This is a genomic window from Escherichia sp. 10290 (genome assembly GCF_030295155.1).
In the GTDB taxonomy this organism is placed as follows: domain Bacteria; phylum Pseudomonadota; class Gammaproteobacteria; order Enterobacterales; family Enterobacteriaceae; genus Escherichia; species Escherichia coli_F.
This window is the reverse complement of record NZ_AP025743.1, coordinates 76,865-101,867: the sequence shown is the minus strand read 5'-3', so window position 1 is coordinate 101,867 and position 25,003 is coordinate 76,865. Positions and strand designations below refer to the sequence as shown.

The 25,003-nt window shown below is 53.6% G+C and carries 25 protein-coding genes; 24 read left to right on the top strand and 1 reads right to left on the bottom strand.

What is annotated here, in order from left to right; translation table 11 throughout:
- Nucleotides 1–10 precede the first annotated feature (10 nt).
- The 17 genes from QUE74_RS29190 (at nt 11) to QUE74_RS29110 (ending at nt 13,929) form a co-directional block, all read left to right on the top strand.
- A complete protein-coding gene (locus tag QUE74_RS29190) occupies nt 11–181 on the top strand; it encodes a hypothetical protein (protein WP_000482367.1) in 171 nt (56 codons plus the stop codon).
- Between the two features lie 48 nt (nt 182–229).
- Entirely contained in the window at nt 230–682 is a 453-nt protein-coding gene (locus tag QUE74_RS29185) for a DotD/TraH family lipoprotein (protein ID WP_001081198.1), read from the top strand.
- The gene (locus tag QUE74_RS29180; RefSeq protein WP_000848138.1) at nt 679–1,515 is read left to right on the top strand and encodes a type IV secretory system conjugative DNA transfer family protein; all 837 of its coding nucleotides are present in this window, start codon (nt 679–681) and stop codon (nt 1,513–1,515) included. The genes QUE74_RS29185 and QUE74_RS29180 overlap by 4 nt, the downstream gene beginning before the upstream one ends.
- On the top strand, nt 1,499–2,647 hold the full coding sequence (gene traJ, locus QUE74_RS29175) for a plasmid transfer ATPase TraJ (RefSeq protein ID WP_000625246.1): 1,149 nt from the start codon (nt 1,499–1,501) through the stop codon (nt 2,645–2,647). The genes QUE74_RS29180 and traJ overlap by 17 nt, the downstream gene beginning before the upstream one ends.
- Nucleotides 2,644–2,934 carry a hypothetical protein gene (locus QUE74_RS29170; RefSeq protein ID WP_000817799.1) on the top strand — a complete coding sequence of 97 codons (291 nt, stop codon included), beginning with the start codon at nt 2,644–2,646 and terminating at the stop codon, nt 2,932–2,934. The genes traJ and QUE74_RS29170 overlap by 4 nt, the downstream gene beginning before the upstream one ends.
- Before the next feature lie 63 nt (nt 2,935–2,997).
- Entirely contained in the window at nt 2,998–7,014 is a 4,017-nt protein-coding gene (locus QUE74_RS29165) for an LPD7 domain-containing protein (RefSeq protein ID WP_021554958.1), read from the top strand.
- Nucleotides 7,015–7,030: 16 nt separating this feature from the next.
- Nucleotides 7,031–7,381 (top strand): hypothetical protein, encoded by a 351-nt coding sequence (locus QUE74_RS29160; RefSeq protein WP_001056365.1) that lies wholly within the window; start codon nt 7,031–7,033, stop codon nt 7,379–7,381.
- Between the two features lie 11 nt (nt 7,382–7,392).
- Nucleotides 7,393–8,088 (top strand): DotI/IcmL family type IV secretion protein, encoded by a 696-nt coding sequence (locus QUE74_RS29155; protein ID WP_001287261.1) that lies wholly within the window; start codon nt 7,393–7,395, stop codon nt 8,086–8,088.
- A 10-nt stretch (nt 8,089–8,098) separates the two neighbouring features.
- Complete coding sequence (locus tag QUE74_RS29150) at nt 8,099–9,073, top strand: DotH/IcmK family type IV secretion protein (RefSeq protein ID WP_001165565.1); 975 nt, start codon at nt 8,099–8,101, stop codon at nt 9,071–9,073.
- Nucleotides 9,074–9,076: 3 nt separating this feature from the next.
- Nucleotides 9,077–10,408 (top strand): conjugal transfer protein TraO, encoded by a 1,332-nt coding sequence (gene traO / locus QUE74_RS29145; protein WP_009453278.1) that lies wholly within the window; start codon nt 9,077–9,079, stop codon nt 10,406–10,408.
- On the top strand, nt 10,405–11,118 hold the full coding sequence (gene traP, locus QUE74_RS29140) for a conjugal transfer protein TraP (protein ID WP_000787006.1): 714 nt from the start codon (nt 10,405–10,407) through the stop codon (nt 11,116–11,118). The genes traO and traP overlap by 4 nt, the downstream gene beginning before the upstream one ends.
- Entirely contained in the window at nt 11,115–11,645 is a 531-nt protein-coding gene (traQ, locus tag QUE74_RS29135) for a conjugal transfer protein TraQ (protein WP_000987022.1), read from the top strand. The genes traP and traQ overlap by 4 nt, the downstream gene beginning before the upstream one ends.
- A gap of 46 nt (nt 11,646–11,691) precedes the next feature.
- A complete protein-coding gene (locus tag QUE74_RS29130) occupies nt 11,692–12,090 on the top strand; it encodes a DUF6750 family protein (RefSeq protein WP_000086067.1) in 399 nt (132 codons plus the stop codon).
- Between the two features lie 56 nt (nt 12,091–12,146).
- Nucleotides 12,147–12,398, top strand: coding sequence for a hypothetical protein (locus QUE74_RS29125; RefSeq protein WP_001277575.1), 252 nt, complete (start codon nt 12,147–12,149; stop codon nt 12,396–12,398).
- The gene (locus tag QUE74_RS29120; RefSeq protein ID WP_072148514.1) at nt 12,313–13,131 is read left to right on the top strand and encodes a conjugal transfer protein TraT; all 819 of its coding nucleotides are present in this window, start codon (nt 12,313–12,315) and stop codon (nt 13,129–13,131) included. The genes QUE74_RS29125 and QUE74_RS29120 overlap by 86 nt, the downstream gene beginning before the upstream one ends.
- Nucleotides 13,132–13,189: 58 nt before the next feature.
- Nucleotides 13,190–13,549: a hypothetical protein gene (locus tag QUE74_RS29115; protein ID WP_000379509.1), complete on the top strand. Its 360-nt coding sequence runs from the start codon at nt 13,190–13,192 to the stop codon at nt 13,547–13,549.
- Nucleotides 13,549–13,929: a hypothetical protein gene (locus tag QUE74_RS29110; RefSeq protein ID WP_000690882.1), complete on the top strand. Its 381-nt coding sequence runs from the start codon at nt 13,549–13,551 to the stop codon at nt 13,927–13,929. Before QUE74_RS29115 ends, QUE74_RS29110 begins: the two co-directional genes overlap by 1 nt.
- On the opposite strand, the gene QUE74_RS29105 is transcribed toward QUE74_RS29110, so the two are convergent.
- Nucleotides 13,902–14,447, bottom strand: a complete 546-nt coding sequence (locus QUE74_RS29105) for a hypothetical protein (RefSeq protein WP_001369268.1) — start codon at nt 14,445–14,447, stop codon at nt 13,902–13,904. The two genes, QUE74_RS29110 and QUE74_RS29105, sit on opposite strands and share 28 nt — an antisense overlap.
- 224 nt (nt 14,448–14,671) lie before the next feature.
- Here QUE74_RS29105 and QUE74_RS29100 point away from each other — a divergent pair, with 224 nt between their 5' ends.
- The 7 genes from QUE74_RS29100 to QUE74_RS29070 all read left to right on the top strand — a co-directional run bounded on the left by QUE74_RS29100 (nt 14,672) and on the right by QUE74_RS29070 (nt 24,887).
- Nucleotides 14,672–17,716 carry a hypothetical protein gene (locus tag QUE74_RS29100; protein WP_001024760.1) on the top strand — a complete coding sequence of 1,015 codons (3,045 nt, stop codon included), beginning with the start codon at nt 14,672–14,674 and terminating at the stop codon, nt 17,714–17,716.
- Nucleotides 17,716–18,333, top strand: coding sequence for a hypothetical protein (locus QUE74_RS29095; RefSeq protein WP_000286861.1), 618 nt, complete (start codon nt 17,716–17,718; stop codon nt 18,331–18,333). Before QUE74_RS29100 ends, QUE74_RS29095 begins: the two co-directional genes overlap by 1 nt.
- A complete protein-coding gene (gene traW, locus QUE74_RS29090) occupies nt 18,294–19,499 on the top strand; it encodes a conjugal transfer protein TraW (RefSeq protein WP_001189539.1) in 1,206 nt (401 codons plus the stop codon). Before QUE74_RS29095 ends, traW begins: the two co-directional genes overlap by 40 nt.
- Nucleotides 19,496–20,065 carry a conjugal transfer protein TraX gene (gene traX, locus QUE74_RS29085; protein WP_000650755.1) on the top strand — a complete coding sequence of 190 codons (570 nt, stop codon included), beginning with the start codon at nt 19,496–19,498 and terminating at the stop codon, nt 20,063–20,065. The genes traW and traX overlap by 4 nt, the downstream gene beginning before the upstream one ends.
- Nucleotides 20,066–20,137: 72 nt before the next feature.
- Nucleotides 20,138–22,303 (top strand): DotA/TraY family protein, encoded by a 2,166-nt coding sequence (locus tag QUE74_RS29080; protein WP_000691804.1) that lies wholly within the window; start codon nt 20,138–20,140, stop codon nt 22,301–22,303.
- 70 nt (nt 22,304–22,373) lie between these two features.
- Complete coding sequence (gene excA / locus QUE74_RS29075; protein WP_001098361.1) at nt 22,374–23,027, top strand: plasmid IncI1-type surface exclusion protein ExcA; 654 nt, start codon at nt 22,374–22,376, stop codon at nt 23,025–23,027.
- Nucleotides 23,028–23,300: 273 nt separating this feature from the next.
- Nucleotides 23,301–24,887, top strand: a complete 1,587-nt coding sequence (locus QUE74_RS29070; RefSeq protein ID WP_000004565.1) for a TnsA endonuclease N-terminal domain-containing protein — start codon at nt 23,301–23,303, stop codon at nt 24,885–24,887.
- Nucleotides 24,888–25,003: the final 116 nt, after the last annotated feature.

Below are 25,003 nucleotides of genomic sequence, written 5' to 3'. Positions count from 1 at the left end.
GAGGAAATGCATGTTTAACAAAAATAAAACGCATATCGAAAACAAAGCCTTTATGGTGGAACCGTTCCGGGATCCGACAGCTAACGAATGTAATGTCGTGATAGCAAACGATATTTGTATCCGGGTAGCACTGTCTCCCTCTGAGGTGCTCCAGCCATTCAGCAAAAACACGAACCAGTAAATCCTCCCCACAACGCTTTCTTCTTTCACTGCTCAGGAAAAATACACCATGAACCGTATGATACCTGCGGGATGTCTCGCCGTACTCTGCCTGAACGGCTGCCATCTCCCCCCGGATAATACAGCTCCGACCAGAAAGTATGGTGCTGCCTCTGATGTCGCCGTCGCCCGGCATGCGCAGTATCAGCTATGGGGGCAGGGAATTTACTCTGCAGCCCTTCCGGAGCGTCAGTCCGGCGGCAGTCTGAAGGCTCACAGCGACCGTGTTTCCTTTGACTGGGAAGGCGATGCCCTGGAATTGCTCAACGAACTGGCCCGTCTGCGCGGCCAGCAGTTCAGCTACAGCGGCGTCCGTCTCCCCTTACCCGTCTCACTGCACGTCCGCGACATGACCTTTGCTGATGTCCTTCGTATCACTGAAGCCCAGACTGCCTGGCGGGCAACACTCTCGCAGTCAGCCGGGCGTTTACATCTGTCTTTTATGACGCCGGAGAAAAAATGAAAACACACCTGTGTCTCCTGCTGTCTGCTCTCCTGCTTACAGGCTGTGCCGGACAGCATCACCGTTCTTCTGCCGTCATGACAGAAAACGCACCGCCCCCGGATATCCGTGCATGGCTGACGCCCTCCGGAAACCAGGATGATGGTATTTCAGATACCCGTCGTCAGATGCTCACGGATGCCGGCAGAACGCTGGGATTCCGTGGTGGAAAAGCACAGCGCTCATGGGAACTGATTCAGGCACTGAATGCCCGGGAAAGTACCCTGAATGCCCTGTATGATTTCCGGCCTCTCATCAGCAAGGAAGGCTGGCTGCCTCCTGTTATCGATGAAGCGCAGGATGTTGCACACATCAGACCGGACCAGATAAGAACAGCCTCCCGTGTCTGGACCATCCTCCGCCCGGAACGCTTTGTCAGTAATCCACCTGGATGGCGTGACTGGCTGCTGAAAGGACTCTCAACCACCGCCACACCAGGCACTGAAGGCCGGGTTGTGCCGGAAGACCGGGCACAACGCAGACTATGGGAAAACGCCTTACGTCAGGGATGGCAGGAAGGGCGCCTCAACGCAGATCTCACACTGGAAGCTAATCAGAAGCGCCTGACCCGTGATTACCGGGGCATGATGCTTTACGCCCTTCTGTGGCGTCAGGGCATGATCACACGTCCAGATGTCACAGAGCAGATGCAGACGGTTACCGGCAACGGGCAAAAACTCATCACTGGCGATCGCGTCCGCCGCCTGAAAACACATGCTGAATTTACGCTGCAGAAATCGCGCTGGCGCCCTCTTGTCAGCACCGAAGGAGAGAAAAATGATATCACCAGATGACTTCGGTACCTTCCCCTTCTCCCGTTTTACGGCAGAAGAGTTTCGCCATTTTTTTGCCTGGTGTGCCCGCCACCGCGTCAGTGATATTGATCTGACCGGCGGTTCACCGGTATCCGTCAGTCGCTTTGGACGGCGGGTTCGCTCATCCGTAAATCCCCTTCCGTCTTCCATCATGATGGCACTGAGTGATGAGCTGTTTGGGCGGGAGGTTCTTCCCCGGGTTCTGTCAGGTCATCCCGTGGATCGTACCATTCAGGTCAGCGGAGATGCCTCCGGCCGCTATGGCCTGCAGCGAGGTCAGCGTGTTCGCCTGCGCTGCCACCTGATACAGGGAACATCGGCAACAGAAGAAAAAGCCATTTCCGTCACCATGCGGGTGATCCCGTCAGATATTCCGGACATCCTCACTATGAATATTGAACCGGATCTGCTGGATGCCATGCTCAGAAAAACCGGCCTGGGCTTCATCTGCGGAGAAACCGGCTCCGGGAAATCCACACTGGCGGCGGCACTGTATCGCCACATTCTGAAAAATTTCCCCGATCGCAAAATAGTGACCTATGAAGATCCGGTGGAATACATTCTGGGCGGAGAGAATGACCTTCTGCCTCCCCATCAGGCCGAAATCGGGCGCGATGTGGAAAGTTTTGCTGCAGGACTTCGCTCTGCCGTTCGCCGTAATCCGGACATCATTGGTATCGGTGAAATCAGGGATTATGAAACAGCAGATGCCGCAGTCCAGGCGGGTAATACCGGACACTTTTGTATCGGCACCATGCACACAAAATCACCCGGAGAAACCTTTGCCCGCCTGCTGGGATTGTTTCCTCCTGAAATCAGGGATTCGATGGCTGCAGCCACGCTTTCCCTCGTACAGTTCATTCTGGTGCAGGTACTGGTCAGAACAAATGACGGCGGCAGGCAGGCTGTCCGGGAATACATCGTCATAACTGACGAACTGCGCAATACGCTCTCCGGACAATCCCATGCAACATGGGGACATTACATTGACGAAATCATTCGTCAGGAAAAACGGCGGATAAGGGATCAGGTTCTGACCATGTATCAGAACGACCGCATTGAGAAATCAGAAGCAGCGCTCTTCATCCCGGCCGGAGAGTTCCCCCGATGAAACGCGAAGGCTTCTGGCGGGATGTAACACCACCGCTCAACATTTATGGTGTCCCCCTGCCGTTTACCATGATTTACCTGCTGTTGTTTCCGTATCCGTCAAAAACGACATTCTGGGTGTGCAGCGGCATTCTGCTGTTTTTTATGCTCCTGGGATATTCCGGCTGGACAGTCCGCACCCTCTGTATACGTCTGTACAGCCTGCTTCAGGGTAAGCAGGCATCGGGACGTCCCTGGTGGTACCGACACCGCACAGAATTACCCCGTGAATGGCACGGACCAGAATAGCCCTCTTTTGTCCATCATCCCGGCGTATCACAACGCCCTCATATTTAATCCCCGGAGAACGACATGAAGTCCAGATATCGTACCTGGCTTGCTGTCCCGCCTGAGGAGACAGAAGCCGTAAAAAATGCAGTCCCCCCGTTAAATGGCCGCAAAGCTGTCGCATGGGATCCAGAAAAAAAACTCTGGTATGCCCGGGCGGGTACCGAACTTTCACTGCTGGAGCGCTGGTTACCCCGGCCGCAGGAACTGTCGATGGATGCCGGCGATCCGGTCACCGAATTTGCTCAGGTCCTGGAAAACGCCGGACTGGTTATTCAGGGATTGCCACAGATGGATGGCGCCATACACAGAGTCGCCACCCGGGATGACAAAAAAGGGGCCAAAAGTGGCGCATACAAGGCCTATCTTGATGGGCGCCCCGCCGGCTGGTACCGCGACTACCGGAGCGCCGATGACAGTCCCACAAACTGGGTATTTTCCGGCGGAGAACAACACGATCCTCTGGCCAGACTGCATCTGCGGGCATTCGCTCAGCAACAGCGCGATGATAACGCACGTAAACTGCAGCAACAGTACAACAAACAGGCCCGGTATGCCCGCTCCTATATTAACCAGTTACCACAGGCAACAGAGCATGAATACCTGACCCGAAAAGGGATCCTTGCCGCACCGGGCGTCCGTCTGAATAACAAGAATGAACTCGTCATCCCTTTCAGTAACAGCCGGGGAGAAATACGTTCATACCAGCGTATTCCTGTCACCGGCGGGAAGGATGCCCGCATTCTGAAAGACTCAGAGAAAACCGGTAACTGGTTCACCTTCGGAACCCCGGAAAATGGCCGTCCCCTGTTATTTGCGGAAGGTTACGCAACTGCAGCCTCCCTGCACGAAGCCACCGGCCTTCCGGTTCTGATGACAGTTGATGCCGGCAATATGATTGACGTGGCAGAAAATGCCCGCCAAATCTGGACTGACAGCCCCTTTGTCTTCTGTGCCGACAACGACCATCAACGGAAAATTAACAAAGGTGTTTCAAGTGCCCAAAAAGCTGCCGCAAGCACGCATGGCGAAGTCATTATTCCGGCCTTTACGGAGGCGGAAAAAGCACAGGGACTGACCGATTTCAATGACCTGGACGCCAGCAGGGGACGAGACGCCTTTCAGCGAGCCATGAACGCACAGTTAGAATATATCGGTATCCCCACGCCCAACAATGACACTACTGACCGCCGTGAAGCTATCGTGATCGGCAACCTGATATTCACACCGGTAAAAGATGAGAAGCCACAAGTGTACCCTGAAAACAGACAGAGCACAGCCCCTGAACCGGCAGTGTCGGAACAGAATCATCCTTATGACATCCCTGCAGAAGAGACAGACAATCAGGCATATGAAGATGACTATGCAGCATATGCATCCCTGCAGTCGGTAACTGCAGGGACAGCCTCCCCGAATGAACCGCAGGTGAATGCTGTTTCTGCCATTGACAGCAACGCAAAGAATACCTCTGCCGCCACCACTGACGACCGAAATGTATTAGCACAAGAACCCAATGCTGACGCCACAGTTACGACCACGGCTCACGACACCGGCACAGCAGAAACAGATTCACCTTCTGAACCTGCAGAGATTCAGCCAGTGCAGCAGGCCAGTCCTGAACCATCGGCTAAAGATAAACCACAGGAGAACGTAGTGTCTGCTACTGATAATGACGCAGAGAACACCTCTTCCGCCACCACTGCCCTCCGGAGTTACGACACACCGGAAACATCCGTCTCCGACGCAACCGGGACACAGCACACCGCCACAACGCAACCTGAAGAACCACAGCAGGTCTCCATGGGCAGCGCTGACGACTGGAGCGCATTTGCGGAAGACCTCAATGCTGATGCTCCGGGGAATGCCACTGTTCACAGCACCGACAACGCGGAGACAAAGACACTTTCTGAACCTGCCGGGATGCAGCCTGTTCAACAGGCAACCCCTGAACCAACGGAAGAAAATAAACCTCAGGAAGAGGGCGTTATGTCTGCCACTGATACAGGTGAAGAGAGTGCCGCTGCCGCTATCGATGACGACCTGGACACAGTTGCGGAAGACCTCAATGCTGATGTTACTGTGATGACCACAGCTCACCACACCGATACAGCAGAAACAGCCTCACCTTCTGAACCTGCAGAAATTCAGCCCGTACAGCAGGCAACCCCTGAACCAACGGCAGAAGATAAACCGAAGGAAGAGCGTCCAGTGTCTGCCACTGAGACCAGCACAGCGAATGAAACAGCCCGCCCTGAAACAGCATCGCTTTTCAGCCGCCTGCGCCGTTTTCTGACCGGTGGAAAATCACGTACCGCCGAACCTCCCGTTATTCAGGAGAACAAGCTTACGGAGGCCGAAACTGCGACAGAGGCCGCAGCACCACCGTCACCACCTGAAACCAGCCCGGAAGACACATCGTCAGCAGAACCGGACACGATTATCTTTGCGCCCCGCCGGCCCAACAGTCCGCAGCGGCACAACCTGGACGAGATTATTAAAAATCTTACATACGATGAGTTACCCGACAATACTGCGCTCTGCCGCGTCGACGGCGAACCGGCATTCCTGGATAAACTCAACCGTCTGGAAATGGTGGATGGTGCCAGCACTGATGACAAAAAGGTCCTGGCTGCCCTTGCTGTGGCCACCAACTTCTATGGCGGCGTTATCGAGCTGACCGGCAGTGATGCCTTTAAACAAAAAGCCATGCAGCTGATTGTCGAATATGACATCAAGGTTCGCATGAAACTCCCGGTCCAGAGGGCTGCGCTGGAAAAACTCCGCCAGGAGAAAGGGATGGCGCATGATGCCATCGTCACCCACAGACCCACGCCGGAACTCAACCGCCTGTCACCGGAAGAGACAACAATGGCACAACCGGCCCCCCCTGTGTCACCGAAAGCAGAAACAGAGCAAACTGCAGGCAGTACGGCTGAAACACCGCATCCGGAAGCGCCGGTCACGGCAAAAGCTGAAGCCCCCCGGGCCGGCACACCGGAACAACCAGCCGCCCCGTCATCGTCAGCAGGAAACGTCGCTGTCAGTGCACAGCCACAGCAACCCGACACACCGGAGGAAGAGCCCCCCGGCAAACTCAGACCCGGTGAAAGTGTGACTGCCGTCCTGACAAACTACGGAGAAAAAGAGTATGCGCCCGGAAAAGGGCGCTGCTTTTTTGTGGAGCTCACCAACCGCAGTGGCAAACGGGAATACTGGGGAAACGGCCTGGAAGAACTGGTCAAAAACCACCAGAAAGGCAACCCCGTCACACTGACGCTGCAGGCGAGAGAAACATTCCGGCTGTCCGGTGAAACACGGGATCGTATCCGTAATATCTGGGCCATGACTCCTGTCAGTAACGGCATTACCGTCGATAATGACCATCCTCATGCTGGTCAGCATATCCTGGATTTTCCGATGGCAACATTCAGCCAGGTGATGTTACAGATGCAACAACACTGGCCACAGATAATGCAGGAAGTTCGCTCCCCCAAAAATCCTCCCAATAATCTGTACATTGGTGAAGACAGGCAACCTGCATCAGCACCTCAGGATCAATCAATGCGACTCCCCCTCGCTGGTAATGCCCCCAATGAACTGATACCAGCCATCGCCTCTGCCGATAAGGACAATCGTCAGTTGAATCTTCTGCTGGTCCACAGCGCAGATGATCATCTGCAGGGCGTGGTCCGCCTGAACGGCACCCTTTACCCGGCACTGGCCACCCCGTCAGCTGACAACCGTCAGCTGGTCATCAATGCCCTGACGGATAACGGTCTGCAGTTTGCCGGTTACGGTGAAGCTGTTAACCATGATGAGAATAATCATCAGCGTCCGTCCCCACAAATAATGCAGTTTCACCTGAAGCAACAGGACTCCCCGTTGTTTGCCGCCATCCACAAACCGGAAGAGCAACCGGACAAGCTTTTCCGCTCTCTGGGTTTTGAGCAGACCTGGAAAGAGTGGTCTGACAGCCAAAAGGCGGAGGACAGGCAGGAAAAAACTCTGCAACAGGCACAATCCCACAGCCCCGGCCGATGAGCCGGTAAGGACGACCATGAACATGAAAAAAACGCTGCTGGTCATACTGACCGGCATCACCCTGGCATCACCGGTGGCAGGTGCCGCCACCTGCCGGGCGGGGGCCGCTGCCGAAGCCGGCAGCAAAGCAGCCTGGGAGCGGGCGCGCACAGCCAGCCAGGCATGGTCACAGCGAGAAAACGACGTCGCCTCCTCCCTGCAGTCCTGCCTGTCCCGCATTAAGGACGTCAGCATCACTCTTCCGCAATTCCCCAGTCTGGACAAAATCCTTCGCGATCTGGAAAACCAGGTCTGTGATGCCGTCGTGGATCGGGTGAATGAACATCTGCCGGGGAATATCGACCCCTGGAAAGACTATAACCTCTGAACAGGAGCCCCATGAGCGAAGCACACCCCACATCCCCTGTCTCTCCGGAAACAGATAACAGCGGAGATATTTATAAACAAACGCTCAGTACCATTGCACAGTCAGAACAACGGGCCGCACTGGTTCCCGGACTTGTCAGGGCCTTGCTGTGTAGCAGCGCAGCTCTCGTCATCAGTCTGACCGGCAATATCATACAGTACTGGCATAACAGCAACGTAACGCGTGAATACTTTGCCACCGACAATGGCCGGCTGGTCCGCCTGGCCCCCACCAGTCAGCCAGCCTGGAGTCAGAGCGACGTCATGACGTTTGGCAGCATGACGCTGAGCGAAGCTTTTAATCTGGATTTTGTCCACTACAGGAAACAAATCACGACACTGGCCCCCCGCTTTTCCGAAGCCGGTTTTGCCGGCTATGTGAATGCTCTTCAGGCCTCCAACATTCTGGACACCATTAAAAAGGAGAAATTTAACCTCACGGCCACCATCGGGGCCGGCACGCTGGTGAATCAGGGCCAGATGGAAAACGGCATCTGGTTCTGGAAATTCCAGTATCCGGTCAGGATGCGTCTGGTCGGTCAGAGCAGCACCCGCCCCGAGCAGGCCTTCACCTTTGAAATTACTGTCCGGCGCGTTGACCCACGAATCAAACCCGGCGGCATGGAAATCAGCCAGATGGTTTCCCGTAACGCCGCATCAGGAACCTGAGACTCATATCATGCAAATACATCATCTTCTTGGCGCACTGCTTATTGTGTGCGGCACTGTCACGGCTGCAGATAACCCGAGCTGGCAGAACGCACGAACCCCACAGGCTGGCGGAAAGACAGGACAGGCTCCCGGGAACGCCCCCGCAGGCGGCCCCCCGCCTGCCACACAACTCACAGGCCCCCTGCCGCCACCTGCCTCTCCCCTTGTTCAGGAAGCCGCATCACTGGATTCCCCCCTGAATGCAGGTGAAATTCGGGAACTGCGGGGACGAATGGCCGATAACGAACGGGCCATCAGCGCACCTGTCACCAGTGTGGTGCCCCGTATCAGCTCCCTCACAGTAAATCTGTCACCCGGGGCCAGTCTGCCGCTTGTCCGAACCGCACTGCATAACGTCAGCGTGGTAACGTTCACGGACATCAACGGCTCCCCGTGGCCTCAGTCGGATCCGCCTTATAACGCGGCACCCGGTCACTTTGATGTGCAGTTCAACGGCAATATGGTCTCCGTCACTCCCCTGCGCGCCTGGGCTGCAGGGAATGTAACGGTCTACCTCAAAGGACTGTCTGTACCGGTCATTCTGAATATCACCAGTGGTGAAACCGACACCAATACCCTGAGTCAGGAGATCGACAGCCGTCTGGATCTGCGCATTCCCCGTCAGGGACCTGTCAGTCCTGTGGTAGCCGTACCATCAGAGAAGATTGCCCTGCATGATGCCACCCTGCAGGCCTTTCTGGACGGTGTTCCTCCCGATGATCCCACCGTGCGTCGGCTGAAATTCTCCGGAAATGTTCCGGACACCACCATCTGGCAGCACGGCGATGATCTGCTCGTGCGATCGCGGGCCATGCTGCGGGATGAATTTGAACAGACGCTGGCATCTGCTGACGGTACGCGTCTGTGGAAACTGCCGGTGACTCCCTTACTCACCTTCTCCGTGAATGGTCAGTCCATTCACGTCACCCCTGAACTGGAGTAAATCATGAGCGCAGAACAGGACACAGCCGCAAAGTCCGGCAAAAAACTGTCAGCCCTGCTGGTTCTCGGGGGCGTGATTATCATCGGGGGCGGATACCTGCTGCTCACCTGGCTTTCCCCCGAAAACAGCGCATCGCTCTCGTCAGTCAATATCAACAGCACGACAACAGGCAGCGGGCGGACCGTGGTGGAGTCACAGCACTACCGGGATTTACTGCGTGCTGACAATGAGCGCGGGGCCGCAGAAGCATTACGTAATAACCAGACGTTCATCGCCAGTCTGCCCAGGGGACTGGATACTGATCACGGAAAGAATCAAAGTAGGGATACTCAGCCTGCTGACCAGGCCGAGGGTTCTGGTCAACCATCAACGCCCCCTCAGGCAGATCAAACAGCCCGGGAAAAACAGCGGGAAGCGTTACAAAAACTGCTTGCCCGCATCAACACACAGCATCCTGACGCCCGCCCCCCGGTAGTGGCGGCTGCAATGTGGGGTACCACTGGTGCTCCCGGGATAAGCTCACACGCCTCACCACCCGGTACCGGCACATCACCACAACCACGTCTGCAGGAGGCCAGTCTGGCAACCCCGGCAGCTCGTACAGGGATACAGCTGATACCGGCACTGACCCGCGTACCTGCCTTCATTGATACGGAAGTGGACTCTGACAATGCTGTCTCCCGCGTGGTGGCCTCCGTACCTGCCGGCCCATGGGCCGGGGCAGTCCTCTACAGCCAGGACGCCAGACTCGCCGGCAAGGGAATGGATATCCACTTTGACCGGATGATGTGGCGGGGCATGTTTCTGAAAGTCAATGCATATGCCCTGAATGAACATACCGGCATGTCATCCGTGGCCAGCGACGTGAACCACCGCTGGTTTAAGCATATCGTTCTGCCGTCTGTGCTCGGTGGGGTGGGCAGTGTCGGAAGTCTTTACAAAGACGCCAACACACAGGTCATTCAGGGAAACTACGGCAGCATTACCGGCAGGGTGGGAATGCCTGATGGCGAGGCGCTGGCTGGCGTCATTGCAGGCGGCATGGCCGAACGGGGCAGTCAGTTGCTGACCCGCCAGGCGGAGAGCGAACCTTACCGGCAGGTGACAGTGTCACGCGGAGAGGTTGTCTCCATTCTGTTTGTTGAGCCGGTCATGAGCAACGATATCAGTCCCCCCTCCTCCGGCACTGCCCCTTCTGTGCCACCGCCCTCCGGACGCCCGCTCACCCAGGAAGAAGCAGAGCGTCAGGCGTCTGACAGGATCCAGGCAGCTGTCATGCGTAAACAGAACGAAATGCGGCAACGTTACGGAATACAACAGGAAAGTCATCCATGAAAAACGAACATGAAGATCCCGGCAGTTTTGGCGAAACAACGACACCGGCATCCGGCAAATCCTTCCTGAAACGCCAGTATATGGGATACAGCCTGCCAGTCTGGGCCGGCTGTGTCCTCATCATCCTGGCCGCAGTCTGGTACAAGTTTCTGCGGACACCCTCAGAGCCCCCTGCAGATGCAGGCTTCGCGGTCACACCGCCCGCAGCCGAAAGCTGGGCAGAGCCCATGCCCATGACGGAGACCGGGAGCGGAAACACTATGTCCGCACCTCCTGTCGCCCCACAGGCAGACATGCAGCAGCTTGCCCGTGACCTGAAAGCAGAGCTGGACAGACGGGATGAGGAAATCCGACGTACCCTGACCATGCTGAAAGAGAGCATCACAACCCTTGGCGACACCATACGGAAAGATGAGGCCTGGGCACAGGAAACCCGTCAGTTGCTTGATGAAACCCGTAAGCAGGTGCATGCCCTGCAGATGCAGGGACCACTGCAAATCCCGACCGGGAATAACGGCCAGTCAACGAAAACCCCGCCTTCCCGCCTGCAGGGCATGAAAATCATGTCGGTGGAAAAAGGAATGGCCTGGATCCGCTGGCAGGGTAGCGCCTGGGCAGTACGGGAAGGTGACAGGCTGGGGAATATCACCATCACCCGGATTGAACCGTCCAGCCGCTCAGTCATCACCTCTGCCGGTACATTACGATGATGAGCATTGATGCCCTGACAGCCATAGAGAACTTTGCCAGCGGTATATTCAGTGCAGGCATGGAGTTTCTCTTCACCTGGGGAGAGCTGCTGGGGATTATCGGCCTGATTGGTCATCTGATGCGTGCCCGGGCTGAAGGGCGTCACAGTATGGGACCGGGAAAATTTATCGCCGGTATCGTCATCTGCGGCATGCTGGTCGCCCTGCCATCCTTCATCAATGCCGGGGGTACCCAGATGGGATTCAGGGCAGATTCCTTCGGCCCTATCGCTTATGTACAACCAACCACCTTTGGTGCCGCTGCCGGTGCCGCCAATGCCATGCTCTCACTGGTAAAACTGGCCGGAGTGGGGTTTGCCATGAACGGCATTTCCATCTGGCGTAAATCCCTGCTGGACGGGCATACCGCCCTGAGCAGCAGTGAGTCCATCAGCAAAGGAAACGTCAAGTTTGTTGCCGGCGTTCTGCTGGTTTTTATCGATCGCGTCATCGATGCCTCTCTGGCGAGTCTTGGTCTCGCCTTCTGATCCACATCCTTTTTCAGTAATTCAGTCTGTTAGTTAAGGAGACTATATGTCACGATTCCGTGCCATGGCGGCGCGTCTGTGCGCTGCATTTATTTATGTTCAGTTATGCCTGGTGGCCTGCCGTGATCGGCTGATACGCCTGTTACTTCTGCTTCCCGTGATACTGCTGCCCCACACAGCGATGGCAAACACCCTATTCGATATGATCAAAACCGTTGGCGATGGTGCAAAAGGCTCCAGCAGTTCATTTGTGGCTATCGGTCAGGTTATTGGCCTGGTGCTCTTTATCGGCGGCCTGCTTGGCCTCAAACAAATCGGTAAAAAACCCGGTGCCGGGCTGGCCTGCCTGCTGTCAATTCTGGTCGGCCTCTGCCTTGCCGTCGTACCGGAACTGATGGGTAGCGGACAGAAAACGCTCGGTCTTTCTCCGGTTTCAATCAGTTAATCCGCAAAGGCACCGGGAAACCGGTGCCGTCTTCACACAATGAGGAGGACCAGACCATGTCCTGTGAGCTGCCCCCTTTCACCCTGCTCAGAACAGAGCACGGCAACGTGATTGCCCGCGACAACCGGGATAATCAGGAGTTTGTGTTTGCAGAATGTTATTCCACCGCCATCGCAGCACTGATTCTGGCTGCCGTCACCCTGTATACAGAGAGAAAAACGTATGAACAAAACACCGCCACTCATCGCCCCGGTCCGGGAACGCTGGCTTTTCCCGCTCCCGCAACCGGACACGGTATTCAGCGGTGAATCCCTGCTGCCACCACCAGTGCTCTCAACACCCGGACGCTGTCCCTGCTGTCGCAGGACCGTCACTCACCGCTTCATTCTGGAGGATTCATGGCCATTACAGCAGATGGCTGACACCTGCCGGGATACGGTCGTCCTGCTGGAAAAAAACCTCACCCGGGTGATGCGCCTGAAAAAACATCCGGTACCGGAAAATGCTGACGAAAAAAAGAAACACACCCGAACCCTGCAGGATGCGGAGCGGTCCCTGGCACAGGCCCGCCTGTCGGCCAGGCGACTGGCCCTGCGTCATGTGGAAAAGTCACAAATCGTCACAACAGATGCACTCAGCGAAAATGAAAGTGAACTGCTGCAGCCGGAAGGCCCGCCCTTTCATCTCTGTGCCTTCTGCCACGCCTGGCACTGCCTGAACGGCTACGCTGCCGCACAGGGGGTGATGGTCTGGCTCCCTGATTTGCATCCGGCCTCGGTAGTTGCTCTCAATGCACGGGCACTGAAGGAAATTTTCAGCGATGAGCGTAAGCGAGTCAGACAGGGACGGGCCGTACTGAATGCCCTGGTACAGAACCGCCTGGCCGTTGAGGAGAAATTTCGCACCTGGCGTCCGGCGGATTTTGCTGATGCACTGCGCCGCTGGCCGCCGGCACAGCGTAAAACGTTGAGGGAGAAAATGGACGGGGTGGCGCTCATTCTGCTGCCGGATTCGTTTCCTGACAAAAAGTACGTCATGTGACACACACCGGTACCGATGACATTCTGCCGGCACACATTCAACTTACAGAGGAACAAAAATGGATACACACTCTGCCGGATATCAGTTCACTGCAGATTCATTCCGGCGTTTTATTATACGGACGCTGACTGACAATATTCCGCCTGACGGAGATGAAAAAGAAATTGCCCGGTTCATTCTCCGCCACCCGGCATTTAACGGCGGCTGGCTGCTCTTTCTGGCTGCAGAAATTCATGAAAGATCCCGTACCCATAAAAGCATCACCGTCACAGTGAGCGTCGATAACTATCTCTCATGGATGGATATTGCCGTATCCGGTCTCCCGGAATTACCGGATATGCCCTTCTGTGATTTTTTCATTCGCCGCCAGCAGTTTATCTATCCGGGTGTGCCCCCGACAAAATCAGGAGAAGAATGATGAAAATTCACCGCATATCCCCGGAGACGCTTATAACACTCATCCACGCACACCTGGCCGGAAAAACTGACAGTACCGCCAAAGAAGAGCACCGGCTACTCCGTCGTTTCCTGCGGGATGATGACGGCAGGCTGGCCGGCGTACTGCTGAATATTGCCGGAATACTTCAGTTCAACAGGGAATTAAGTGCGCGGCATAATTATCCGGCCACACCCCTGACTGAATTTTCATTAAGGAAACGGGGAAAACAACTTCATCTCTGTCTCTGCAGTCTCCGTTTCTTTTATATTCCTCCGGTATTTATACAAAACAAAAGAAGAAAATCTATTGTTGTACATCTTAATAAGATCACTTATAAACAAACCCATTCAATACGCTGACGAAGTGATTCATACTGATTATACTCATCTTTGCCTATATGTTTTTTAAGCGTATTAACAATATCATATTGAGGATGTCCTGAATTGTCAGTATACAGTGTTGTTGCAGGAAGGACTGCATAATCTGATATTTCACAACCTGTATACAGTTCTTTGTCAGTTCGGCAGGAATGGCAAAGAGAAAGACATGTATACAGGTCTGTGTTTTCTGCCTCCTCAGGAGATAACCACGACACATATTGCAAATCATCTGTATCAGGATAACAATTTTCTTCCTGAACCTGAACTCTGAAAATATAGAAAAATAATTCATCTTTTGAAAGGCATGCTATTTTATTCCCCCAATGCACCGCATTATCAAGTTGATCCGATAAATAAATCCATCCTGGTGTCGTCTCTAACGACCAGCATATAACAGAAGGAGCATCAGTTCTTATTTTCCCATCTTTTATTATTTGCAGACCTCTGCTCATTGTTGTCGCATGAAAAAGATTTAATATTTTATTTTCAGCCTTCACTCTATTTCCTCATTTCCCAAGAAACATATTAAAAACGGAAAACATTACACATAACCTGGAGGACAAATCATGACTTTAAATTTCCCTGCCGGGGAAACTACACTATTCTCAGCAAAAAACATCCTGACAGCAATACTCACTCTGCACAACTTACACGCATAGCGTTCCCATTTGAATACAGTTGCAGCCCGCGATTTATTTTGTCTTCCGGAGCCACCTCTGCCATGAATATCAACCGCATTATTTTTGCCATTGAAGACTGTATCAGTACCCTGTCACGGTATTCCGTTTCCGCATTCTTCCCCGATTACTGTGATCTGCACACCGTCATCGGTCTGGACCAGCAGGACCGCGAACGCCGCCCCTGGCTGAAAGCCCCCTACATTGCCACCACAAAACAGGGGTATTACCTTTCCGTCTTTGAAATCAGCGGTGCCCTGAAAGAAATGGATGAAAACCCGGACCTGACAGCCCCCGGCACACTGGAATCACTGATTACAGCGCTGGCAGAGCGAATGAACACTGCCTATAAAAACACCGGTCACAAAATCAGTTTTGTTTTCGAACGCGATCCGGAGCGTGGAAGGGATGAAATCGAAGCCATGCTCTTACCCCAGCGAAAATCCATCGCACGCACGGGGATCCTGCTTCAGGACGTTCTGGATGAAAAAGTCACCACGCTCACCCCCTGGCTTGTCCGGGAACGCTGCTGGCTGACCGTCTGGAGCTCTGAAGAACTGCTGAGCCGGACCGATCGCAAGGACCACCAGACCCGTATCAGGAAACTCGCTGAACACGCTCCGCCAGCCCGATTTGCGCAGGATCCATGGCGCTGGACACTTTCCGCACTCAAAATACGGCATGACGCCTTTCTGGACACGCTGGAGCAGGCCCTGACACATGATTCTGATGGTCTGCTGGTTCGCCTGATGGATATTCATGAAGTGGGACGGGAAATCCGCCGTCAACTGGAGCGCAACAGCACACCTGCAGTATGGCAGCCTCATCTGCCTGAAGATGCCCGTCCTGCCGGCTGGCGACAGGGCGAGGATACCTCTGTATTCCACGCACCGTCGCTGAATCTGCAGTTATTCACCACACAGCCTGAAACACACGGCAGCCTGATAAAGGCCGGTGACCTCTGGCACGGTATGGTCGCCATTACCCTGCCACCCCAGAATCTGCGGACATTCAACCAGCTGGTCAGGGATGTGCCCCACGCAATCCCCTGGCGTATCCGGATGGATCTGATGCCCGGCGGCATGAAGGCGCTTGGGGTCAAGAAAACCCTGCTGACCTACAGCAGCTTTATTTCCCCTCTCCGGCCCATGTATGACTCGGTGATGATGCTGAATGACATCAACAAACATGATCCGGTCTGTATCATGACTATTGTTGCCACCACATGGGGAAACAGCCGGGAAGTCTGTACCCGCAACCAGGCTCTCCTGAAATCTGCGCTGGAAGGCTGGGGAGTATGCGGCACCACCACCACCTTCGGTGATCCGAGACGTGCCTGGGTGAACACGGTTCTGGCGGCCTCCCACGGTTCCGGTCCAGTCCCCCTTTACCCGCCCCTTTCACACGCCCTTTCCCTGTTTCCCCTGAACAGAGCCGGCTCTGTCTGGCGGGGACAGGGAAATCTGATGATGCACACCGAAGACGGCTCTGCATGGGAGGTCGCGCTGGCATCGTCACAACAGAACAAGCACACGGAACTGACGCCCGGCGCACCCGGTCTGGGCAAATCGGTACTCATCAACGCACTGTCGGAGATCCAGATAGCCTCAGCCCAGAAGAACCTGCCTTTCATTGCCTATATCGACAAGGGATTCAGTGCACAGGGACTGGTACAGCTTATCCGTGACAGCCTGCCGGAGCAGAGAAAGGACGAAGCCGTGGGGATCATTCTGAGCAATGATCCGGAACACACCCGTAACCTGTTTGATGTGATGTACGGTGCTAAAAAACCCGCCACCCCGGAAAAGAACTTCATGGTATCTGTACTCTGCGCACTGTGCGTGGATACCGGCACCGGTCAGCCCTGTAATCCCGGTGACACCCGGCAAATCATAAGCAACCTGGTGGATCTGGCCTTCAGGGAGTATGGCGAAAACAACCCCAGACTGTACCGTGCAGGAACAGAGCCCCTTGTGGATCTCGCCCTGGAAGAGAGTGGCATCGCAGAACAACATGACGCTGGATGGTGGAATGCTGCCACCTGGTTTGAAATCAGGGACATGCTGCATATGGCTGGCAATATCCCCGCAGCCCAGCGGGCACACTACCAGGCCATGCCCCTGCTGGCTGAAATGTCCGCCCTGCTGGGACAGCCATCCATCCGGGATGTGTTCGGCACAGTTCAGCGCGATAACTCAGCAGAATTGTTACTGGACTACATCCGCCGTGCCCTCGATCAGGGACACAGTGACTACCCGATGATGTCCGGCTGTACCCGGTTTATGCTCAGCCCCGACACCCGCGTTGTGGCCGTTGATCTGAACAATGTGGCCGGTGACAAGACACCTGCCGGGCGTCTGCGCACCGGCATCATGTACCTGCTGGCAGGACAAATCGCCGGCGGGGATTTTGTCCTGCCGCAGTATCAGGAGGAAATACGGAAAAATCTCGACCCACGCTACCATGAGGTGATTTTCCGCCGCATTGAACAGCTTGATCAGGAGGTCAAGACCAAAGTCTATGACGAACTGCACAATGCAAAAGGGATCAATTTCATCTGGGAAGCCCTGGACACCCAGGAGCTGGAGCAGCGTAAGTTCGGGATACGCACAGTGCTGAGCACCCAGCTATTGCAGGACTATCCACCGGCAGTTCTCAAATCCGCCAACACCCTCTGGTTGCTGCGTTACCGCCCTGACGAAATTCCGTTTCTGCGGGATAATTTTGGTGTCCCTGAAGTCACCCTGCGGCGCTTCCTGAAAATGCCGGAAGGGGCTGCACCGGATGGCAGCGGTGTCCCGGTACTGGCTGTGTTCCGTGTAAAAAACGGTACGCTGGCCCGGATCCTGAAATTCACTCTCGGTCCACTGGAGCTGTGGGCACTGAATTCCTCACCCAAAGACAGCGCCCTGAGACGTGCGCTGACGCAGGAGCTCGGGTCACTGCGGGCACGCCAGATCCTGGCAGAAAACTTTCCCCGTGGTTCAGCCACCTCACTGATAGAACACCGCGCCCGTACACATGACAGTGAAAACGTCATCCATGATCTGGCTGCAGAACTCATCCGTAAGCAGGGATATCACCTCTGATGTACAGCATACACATCACTCCCCGCTGCCGGCGTCCTGCACGGGGACAGGTCTTCCTGAAAACGCTGCGCGTGGACGGTGACAGTTTCAGCTTCACCCTGCCGTCCGCCTGCTTCACGCTGCGTCCCTCCCCCAATCCCCGGGTCATTTTCGCCAGTGACAGACGGGCTGACGGGGAAATGAGTGGCGTTCGCCTGCCTCTGCCCGGAGAGACAGGCACGCTGATAACAACGGCCACCTGGCAGGTCAACGTGCCGGAGCGGCCTCCTTTTGATATACAGCATGTCATTCACTGGCTCCTGCCCTCGCCTCTCACGGCGCTGATGTCCGACAACACCTGGCTGTGGCCGGATAGCCCCGGCACACCGGCACTGACGGCGGGAGACTGGCCGGTAATGGAAACCGATACCCCGACGCTGAAACGCGTGAAGCGTCGTACCTTCACGCTCATCGATAACCGCAACCGTCAGGGATGGATCACCCGTCGCTTCCAGTGCTTCCCGCTGGCTCCGCTGCCGGAATCACACAGTCACCGCGTACCAGACATCCTGTATCCCCTGAAAACGGAGAAAAAAGAATGCAAAGACAACCAGCAACCACACTGCTTGCACTCCTGATAGGCTGTACGGTTATCCCGTCCACCCACGCCTATCCTGTGACCGTAGTGGCCAGCCAGCCTGTCACCACACAAATCATGCCGGAGCTGGCCGCCATTCAGGGCGTGATGGCAGAGATGGTCCGTATGCAGACAGCCACCGGCACAGCCATCAACCAGAGTTCAGAGAAGCTGGCCTCTGTCATCGCACAGGATGGGCAGGCCACCCGTCAGCAGATGATATTCAGTAATGAAACCCGCCGGCTTGAGGAAGCCCGGAAGAGCTTCAGCGTGCCGGACTCCATCTGCAGTGAATCCGCCTCAGGAGTTGCAGCTGAAAGTCGCCGTGCAGCAGCGTCTGCGGCTGCACGTCTGAGTCAGGGAGGAGGCGTCAGCAGTAAACCAATCCGTGAACGTCTCTCCCGGGCAGCAGACTCACCAACCCGCGAGGCATATGACAGTGCAGGCATTCATGCCGGTTACTGCACGGAAGCTGAATATGCCCGCTTTGGCGGAACCGATGTCTGCCCTGCCGTGGGCGAGCTGCCGGGCGGAGACAGCCAGGTGCGATCGCTCTATCAGGGTGCAGGCACAGCAGATACCCCTGCCGCCCTCACCTGGGATCAGAAACAGATTGATGCTGCCACGGCTTACATGAAAAACACCGCCAGACCGTCAGCGGGTCGTGCCCCGGGGAAAGGTGAAGTGGGAACACAGACCGGGCGCACGTATGTGGGCCTGCAGAATGAATACAACGGCATCATCGATGCCGCTTCTCATCCGCAACTGTCACTGATAGCTGACAGTACCCCTAATGAGGCCACCCGTGGAGCGCTGACTGAAGCCCTGCAGTCACCATCCGCTGCGGCATATTTTGACCGGACCGCATCATCAGAGGCCCGCACCCGTGGTCACATGAGCCAGCGGGAGTTTGAGGCCTTTGAAGCTGGCAGACGCTATGCAAACACCGACTGGCAGCAGGATCTGCAGGGCATGGAAGGCGATAACCTTCTCCGTGAACTGCTGCGCACTACCGCCCTGCTGAACTGGCAGATGAACGACCTGAAAGAGCAGATACGCCAGGGTAATGTTATCGCCGGGCAGCAGCTGGCACTGGCGGCACGACAGTATTACGGACAGCGTCTCGGTGAACTGTCACAGGCCATGAGCCAGGGGAGCGTAAGATGAAAGACGACAACAGCACCGACAAAAAAAAACCGGCCCCCCGTCTCCGCCGCATCGGTGACATCGGGATAAACCTGTTCGCACCACTGGCAGAAACCCGGTGGATGCTGCGCAGCTGCCGCCATATGCTGGGCCAGCATAAAACGCGCCTGAAGCGCCTCATGCCCGACCGGCAACCGGAGAGTCCGGTCTGTATGACCTGGGAAGAAGCCGTCAGGGCCAGCGGCCTTACGGTCAACGAACTGGATCGGCGTCTGCGACGTCGCAGGATGTTCTGGCGGACAGGATTCTGGCTGATGATGATACCGGTACTTCTGCTGTGCGGCATGGCCCTTGCTGCCACAGCGCTTCCGGCCATCACCCTGATACGTATACTGGCCTGCCTGTTACTGATGAGTGCCATTGCAGCACTGTGTGCCTCAAAAACCCTGATTGTGTCATACCGCCTCTGGCAACTGAATGAACGGCGGGTCAGCGAGGACGAACAGGGCACCTTCCCCGATTACCTGCAGGCCCGGCACGGCTGGAAACAGGCCACATGGCTGGCCATTACCCACCGGCAGTACTGACCGTCCGGTCTGCAATTCCTTTTCCTCATTCCGGAGGCTGATGCCCTGCATCCCTTCGGTTCCGGAGTTATCGTGAAAATCATACCCAGAGCACTGAGTGCGGGTCTGGCGCTGGCTGCCGTACCTGCACAGGCATTCGTCACCTATCAGGACATTGTGAGCGCCGCCACCAATCCGGATGACCTGTCGCGCCAGGCACTGGTCACCATTTTTGGCGACGTGGTCACAAATCCCCTGACAGCCAGCAGCAACACCATTATCGGTAACCTGTTCATGGTGTTTAACGCAATTATCGCCATTATGGGGATAGTCTGGTTCCTGTTTATTGGAATCCGCCATGTTGTCCGCACCGGCCACCAGGGCAATGTCTTTAACAACGGACGGGACGTCGTCGGAATGCTCAGTATTGTGAGCGGTTTTATGATGATTGTGCCCACCGCTTCCGGCTGGAGCCTGGCACAACTGGTCATGCTCTGGGGCGCATCCATCATGGGCATTGGTTCCGCCAATATCATGGTTCAGACGGCTGCAGAAAACATCGCTGAAGGCTATTCAATGACCGTACAGCCAGTTCATGTCTCCACCCGCACGGCAGCACGGGGAATACTGGAGATGGCGCTGTGCAAACACGCCATGAATGCAGGCCTCGATGACTTTAACCGTACTGCCCGTTCATCAACGCCCCCCATGAGCGAATCCTCACGGACAGAGAACGGCAGGTATACCGTCACCGTTTCAAATGGCAGTGCCACCTGCGGGAGTGTGAGTCTCACCGTGAAAGGGAATGGCAGCAACAACCAGTCCGCACTGGACTATTTTTTCAATCCCTTCATTGAAACGGAGTATCAGGGTGTCCTGACGGCACAACGGTCTGCCATGGATACCATGCTCCGTGACCTGGACAGCGCAGCACAGGAATTTGTGTCAGCGTACCGGACCCGACGCGACACGGGTAACGGCAACCTGCCGGATATTGAAAGCCGTATTCAGAAGGCTGCCAACAGGTATGAAGAAACGGTGCAGAAGGCGTTGCCAACAGATAACGCAGAAACTGAGCGCAGGGAGCAGCTGAAATCCTACCTGACCACCTACGGCTGGGTTGCCCTGGGGGCCTGGTACCAGACCTTTGCCACTGCCAACCAGCGACTGGCAGAACTGGCCGACCGTGCCCCCACTGTGAGTGGAGTTTCATCGCAGGGCGAAGCAGGGGATACTGAATTCCTGAAGGAAGTAAAAGGAGCTTACCAGGCACAGTTGCAAAACTCACCATATACACCTGCACTGGGAACAGCCACCTCAGCCAGTGAATACCAGGCATCTAATACTCAAGATCCTCAATCAGCAATCTTAAAACTGATAGGATTTAACCTAACAAGAATGACTAACTGGACAGCTACTTATCTGAGCGGTACAGGTACTACAACTAATCAACTAAACCCGTTGATAAAAATGAAAAATATTGGTGATTACACCATGGTCACAACCGAAACCATCTGGGCGGGTTATACCACCGTCAGGGTGCTTTCCACTGCCGGCAGCAACTCCATTTTTGGTCGACTGGTCAATGCTGTTAGCGGCTTATCTGATGCCGCAAAGGCTTTTCTGGAAGCAGCTGCACCACCGCTCTACTTCCTGCTGTTTTTGCTGTTCTGTGCCGGTTTTTCGTTATCCATTTACCTGCCGTTTATTCCGTTTATCTTCTGGATGACCGGCATCGGTAACTGGATAGTCAGTGTACTGATTGGATGCGCCGCCGGCCCCCTGTGGGCCGCAACCCACCTAGGAACAAGTCAGGACAGAGGAAGTCGGGCCGCTTACGGTTACATCTACCTGATAGACAGCATGATCAGGCCACTGCTGATGGTGTTCGGGTTCTTTTTTGCATCGGTCGCCATCGTGGCTGGCGGCACCATACTGAATGCTCTGTACGCTGCAGCACTAATTAATGTCCAGATAAATTCTGTGACGGGGGTGTTCAGCATGGCGGGATTTTTGATGATTTATGCCCGCGCCTGTACCACACTGGTTGCGGGCGTTTTTGCACTTCAGGCTTATCTGCCAGACCATGTGATTAATTTTCTGGGTGGACGTGACGGCGTTAATATGCTGGGGAATATGGTTTCTTCCGTCAAAGATATTATTGCCGGCGGAAACACCAATATACGCAGAACACCTGGCGTTCGTGAAGAAAAACTGAAAAATATTAATGGAGATGATAAGGACGGAATAAAACAATAGAGTACAAAACAGTATTGCCATATTCACCTGAAGAGATTAAAATACATTCAGGTGAATATGGGGGTTCATTATGAATACAACAAAAAACAGATATCCTTCCTGGTGGGGATATTATTATCTTATTCGCAACACTTACTTTATATTTGGCATTCCTTTTTTATTGTTATGTTCTCTAGGCTTTACCGGCATGATGCTTACAGAACCATATATAGGAACAGATATTCAAGCATATCTATATACTTGTGGCAGTTGGTTTCTATTAATAATTCCTTCACTATGGCTATATCTGAGAACTAAGGCAAAGAAAAAGAAAATCCTACAGGTTGTTAAGAAGATAAAAGAAAGCAGTCCCTTTGCGCCGACTAGCGATTACGAGCAACTGTCATTCTCGAAGAGTTGTTATTTCGGGATCGACATTAAAAACGGCACCATGCTGTATGTGCGCATTTACCCAAACAATGTCATGGATGTGATTGGTCTGGATATTCACAACTTCACCCGAACAGTTGCTGAAGACGGCAAGCTGGAAATCCACACCACCTATGTGAGTCTGCCGATGATCCCTCTTGAAATCTCCGGCATCTCATCAAGGACACTGGCCAACACCATGCACACCATGGCTGCACGTGGATATGAGTACAAGGAACGTTTCCCGCAGATGATCCGGTATCGGGTTAAAGAGTGGGAAAAAGTTGCCGGTGTGCCTGTTGCAGAAGTATTTTAAGGTAGCGACCAACTGTTAGACGGTAATCCGTCAGCCGGTTTTCTCTGAACCGGCTTTTTCTTTTCAGGCAGAATGCCTGTCTGCCGTCTATCTCAGGACGCCGCATGGAGTCTCTATTTTTTCCCCACAAATTCTTAGCACTGTCTTGCCCACTGTAGACAAAATCAATACAATTCTGCATATCAGTTATCTATAAAAGATAACAATATCATTATAAATAATTATCATATCCACACACTCAAGGCAGTACCTAGAAAACATAAAGATAAAATCATGTCTGAATCCCGCAGCAATTTTCCAGCACGACATGGTACTCCATGGAATACTGAAGAGTTACAGCGTCTTCTCGTATCCATAGCGGAGGGCGTCTCGCTAAAAAAACTTACTCAAACACATCAACGATCGTCCGGGGGAATACGTGGAGCAATCAAACGCCTGCTTCCTTCTGAGTTTCTTGAGTTCAACGATATAAACACTGTGAATGATCTCAGCAATTACTTCAACAAGATTCCTCGCCAAGAACACAATAGTATCATCAATAATTTAATATCATTGAGCACTGCAAAAACAATTGCTCATGATAAAGTTGAAATACAAAAGAATAGTTTTAAACAAAATACCCCACTCCCCCTCTGCCAACCCAATACAGATTTTAAAGATTATATAGCCGATGAACATGATGTCATTATGCTAATTCATTCCGCTATCGAAAGTTTATCTAATAAACGACATCAATATATTCTTCTAATGCGACTCGGCACAGATGATTCACCTCATTCTCTGGCAGATATTGCCGTCAAATTAGGAATTTCCCGTGAAAGGGTAAGACAACTTCAGGAACGAGCCCTTGGCTTACTAGCTGCTAAATCTCGCTATGAAGGGACACCAGGAGCTTGCCTTAAAGCCCTTATTAACTCAATAGGTAATTCACCATATGATATAGCAGTATGGATTTATCGTATTGTTCATCGGGATTTCGTTACATCCTCTGAGTTAGCCGCCAAATTCATTATTTTTACCGCAGGCATTCCTAAAGCAAGACGAGATGAAATAAAAAATTCGCTCTCATTAATATCACAATTACAAAAGCAGAGGTTACGTGAACGAAGAGCAGAATTAGCACACGCTCGCGCTCAGGAAAGAGCCCGAATCAAGAAAGAAAGAGTTGAGTTCATATTCAGTAAATGGCTAGACAATACACATTGGCCAAAATATATCGCACCTCCTCCCCCCGTAGAACAGCTATGTTCACAGAGAGCGGTTAATGATACTGACATATCTGGATTCTTTTACTCTCAAAAATTAGGTCGTACAGTCCAGTACGAATCAGGGCTTGAGTTTAAAATAATGAATCTATTAGAATGTTGCGATCAGGTTCTTTTCTATCAAGAACAACCATTTTCTATTCCATATTGTTTTAAAAACAAATCAAAAAAATACTATCCAGATTTACTCATTGCGACAGTTGATGGTCGGTGCCTACTTATGGAAGTGAAGCCAACAGACCGAATGACCTTGAGTCTCACGAGAATAAAAAGTAATGCAGGTCGCAAATGGGCACATACTCGAGGATGGGGATGGTTGGTCATTAGTGATAGGTTCTCGTTACGTCAGCTGGAAGAACATGCCATCTCAACAAACACATGGAAACTTATAGAGGCTGAACTGAAAACATCAAGGATTTTAGCATGGCGTGAAATGATGGAGTTACGTACACGATACGAGATTCATCGTTTAGATCTTATTGCATATATCATTCAGTCTGGTGCTGAAGTGGATAACTTTTATCGAATTACCCCGAAAATATCTAATAATACATCTAACCAGAGACAACCAAATGAGAGCGACTGTCATAATTGATGACGCACAGGACGGAAAAAATAATAGCTGCCGGACAGCAGCAACCAGCAGTCGTCCGGTAAAAAAGACAAACAAGGCGCATTGAGGTCAGCCTTCGCAACAATCCGGCGGCAGAT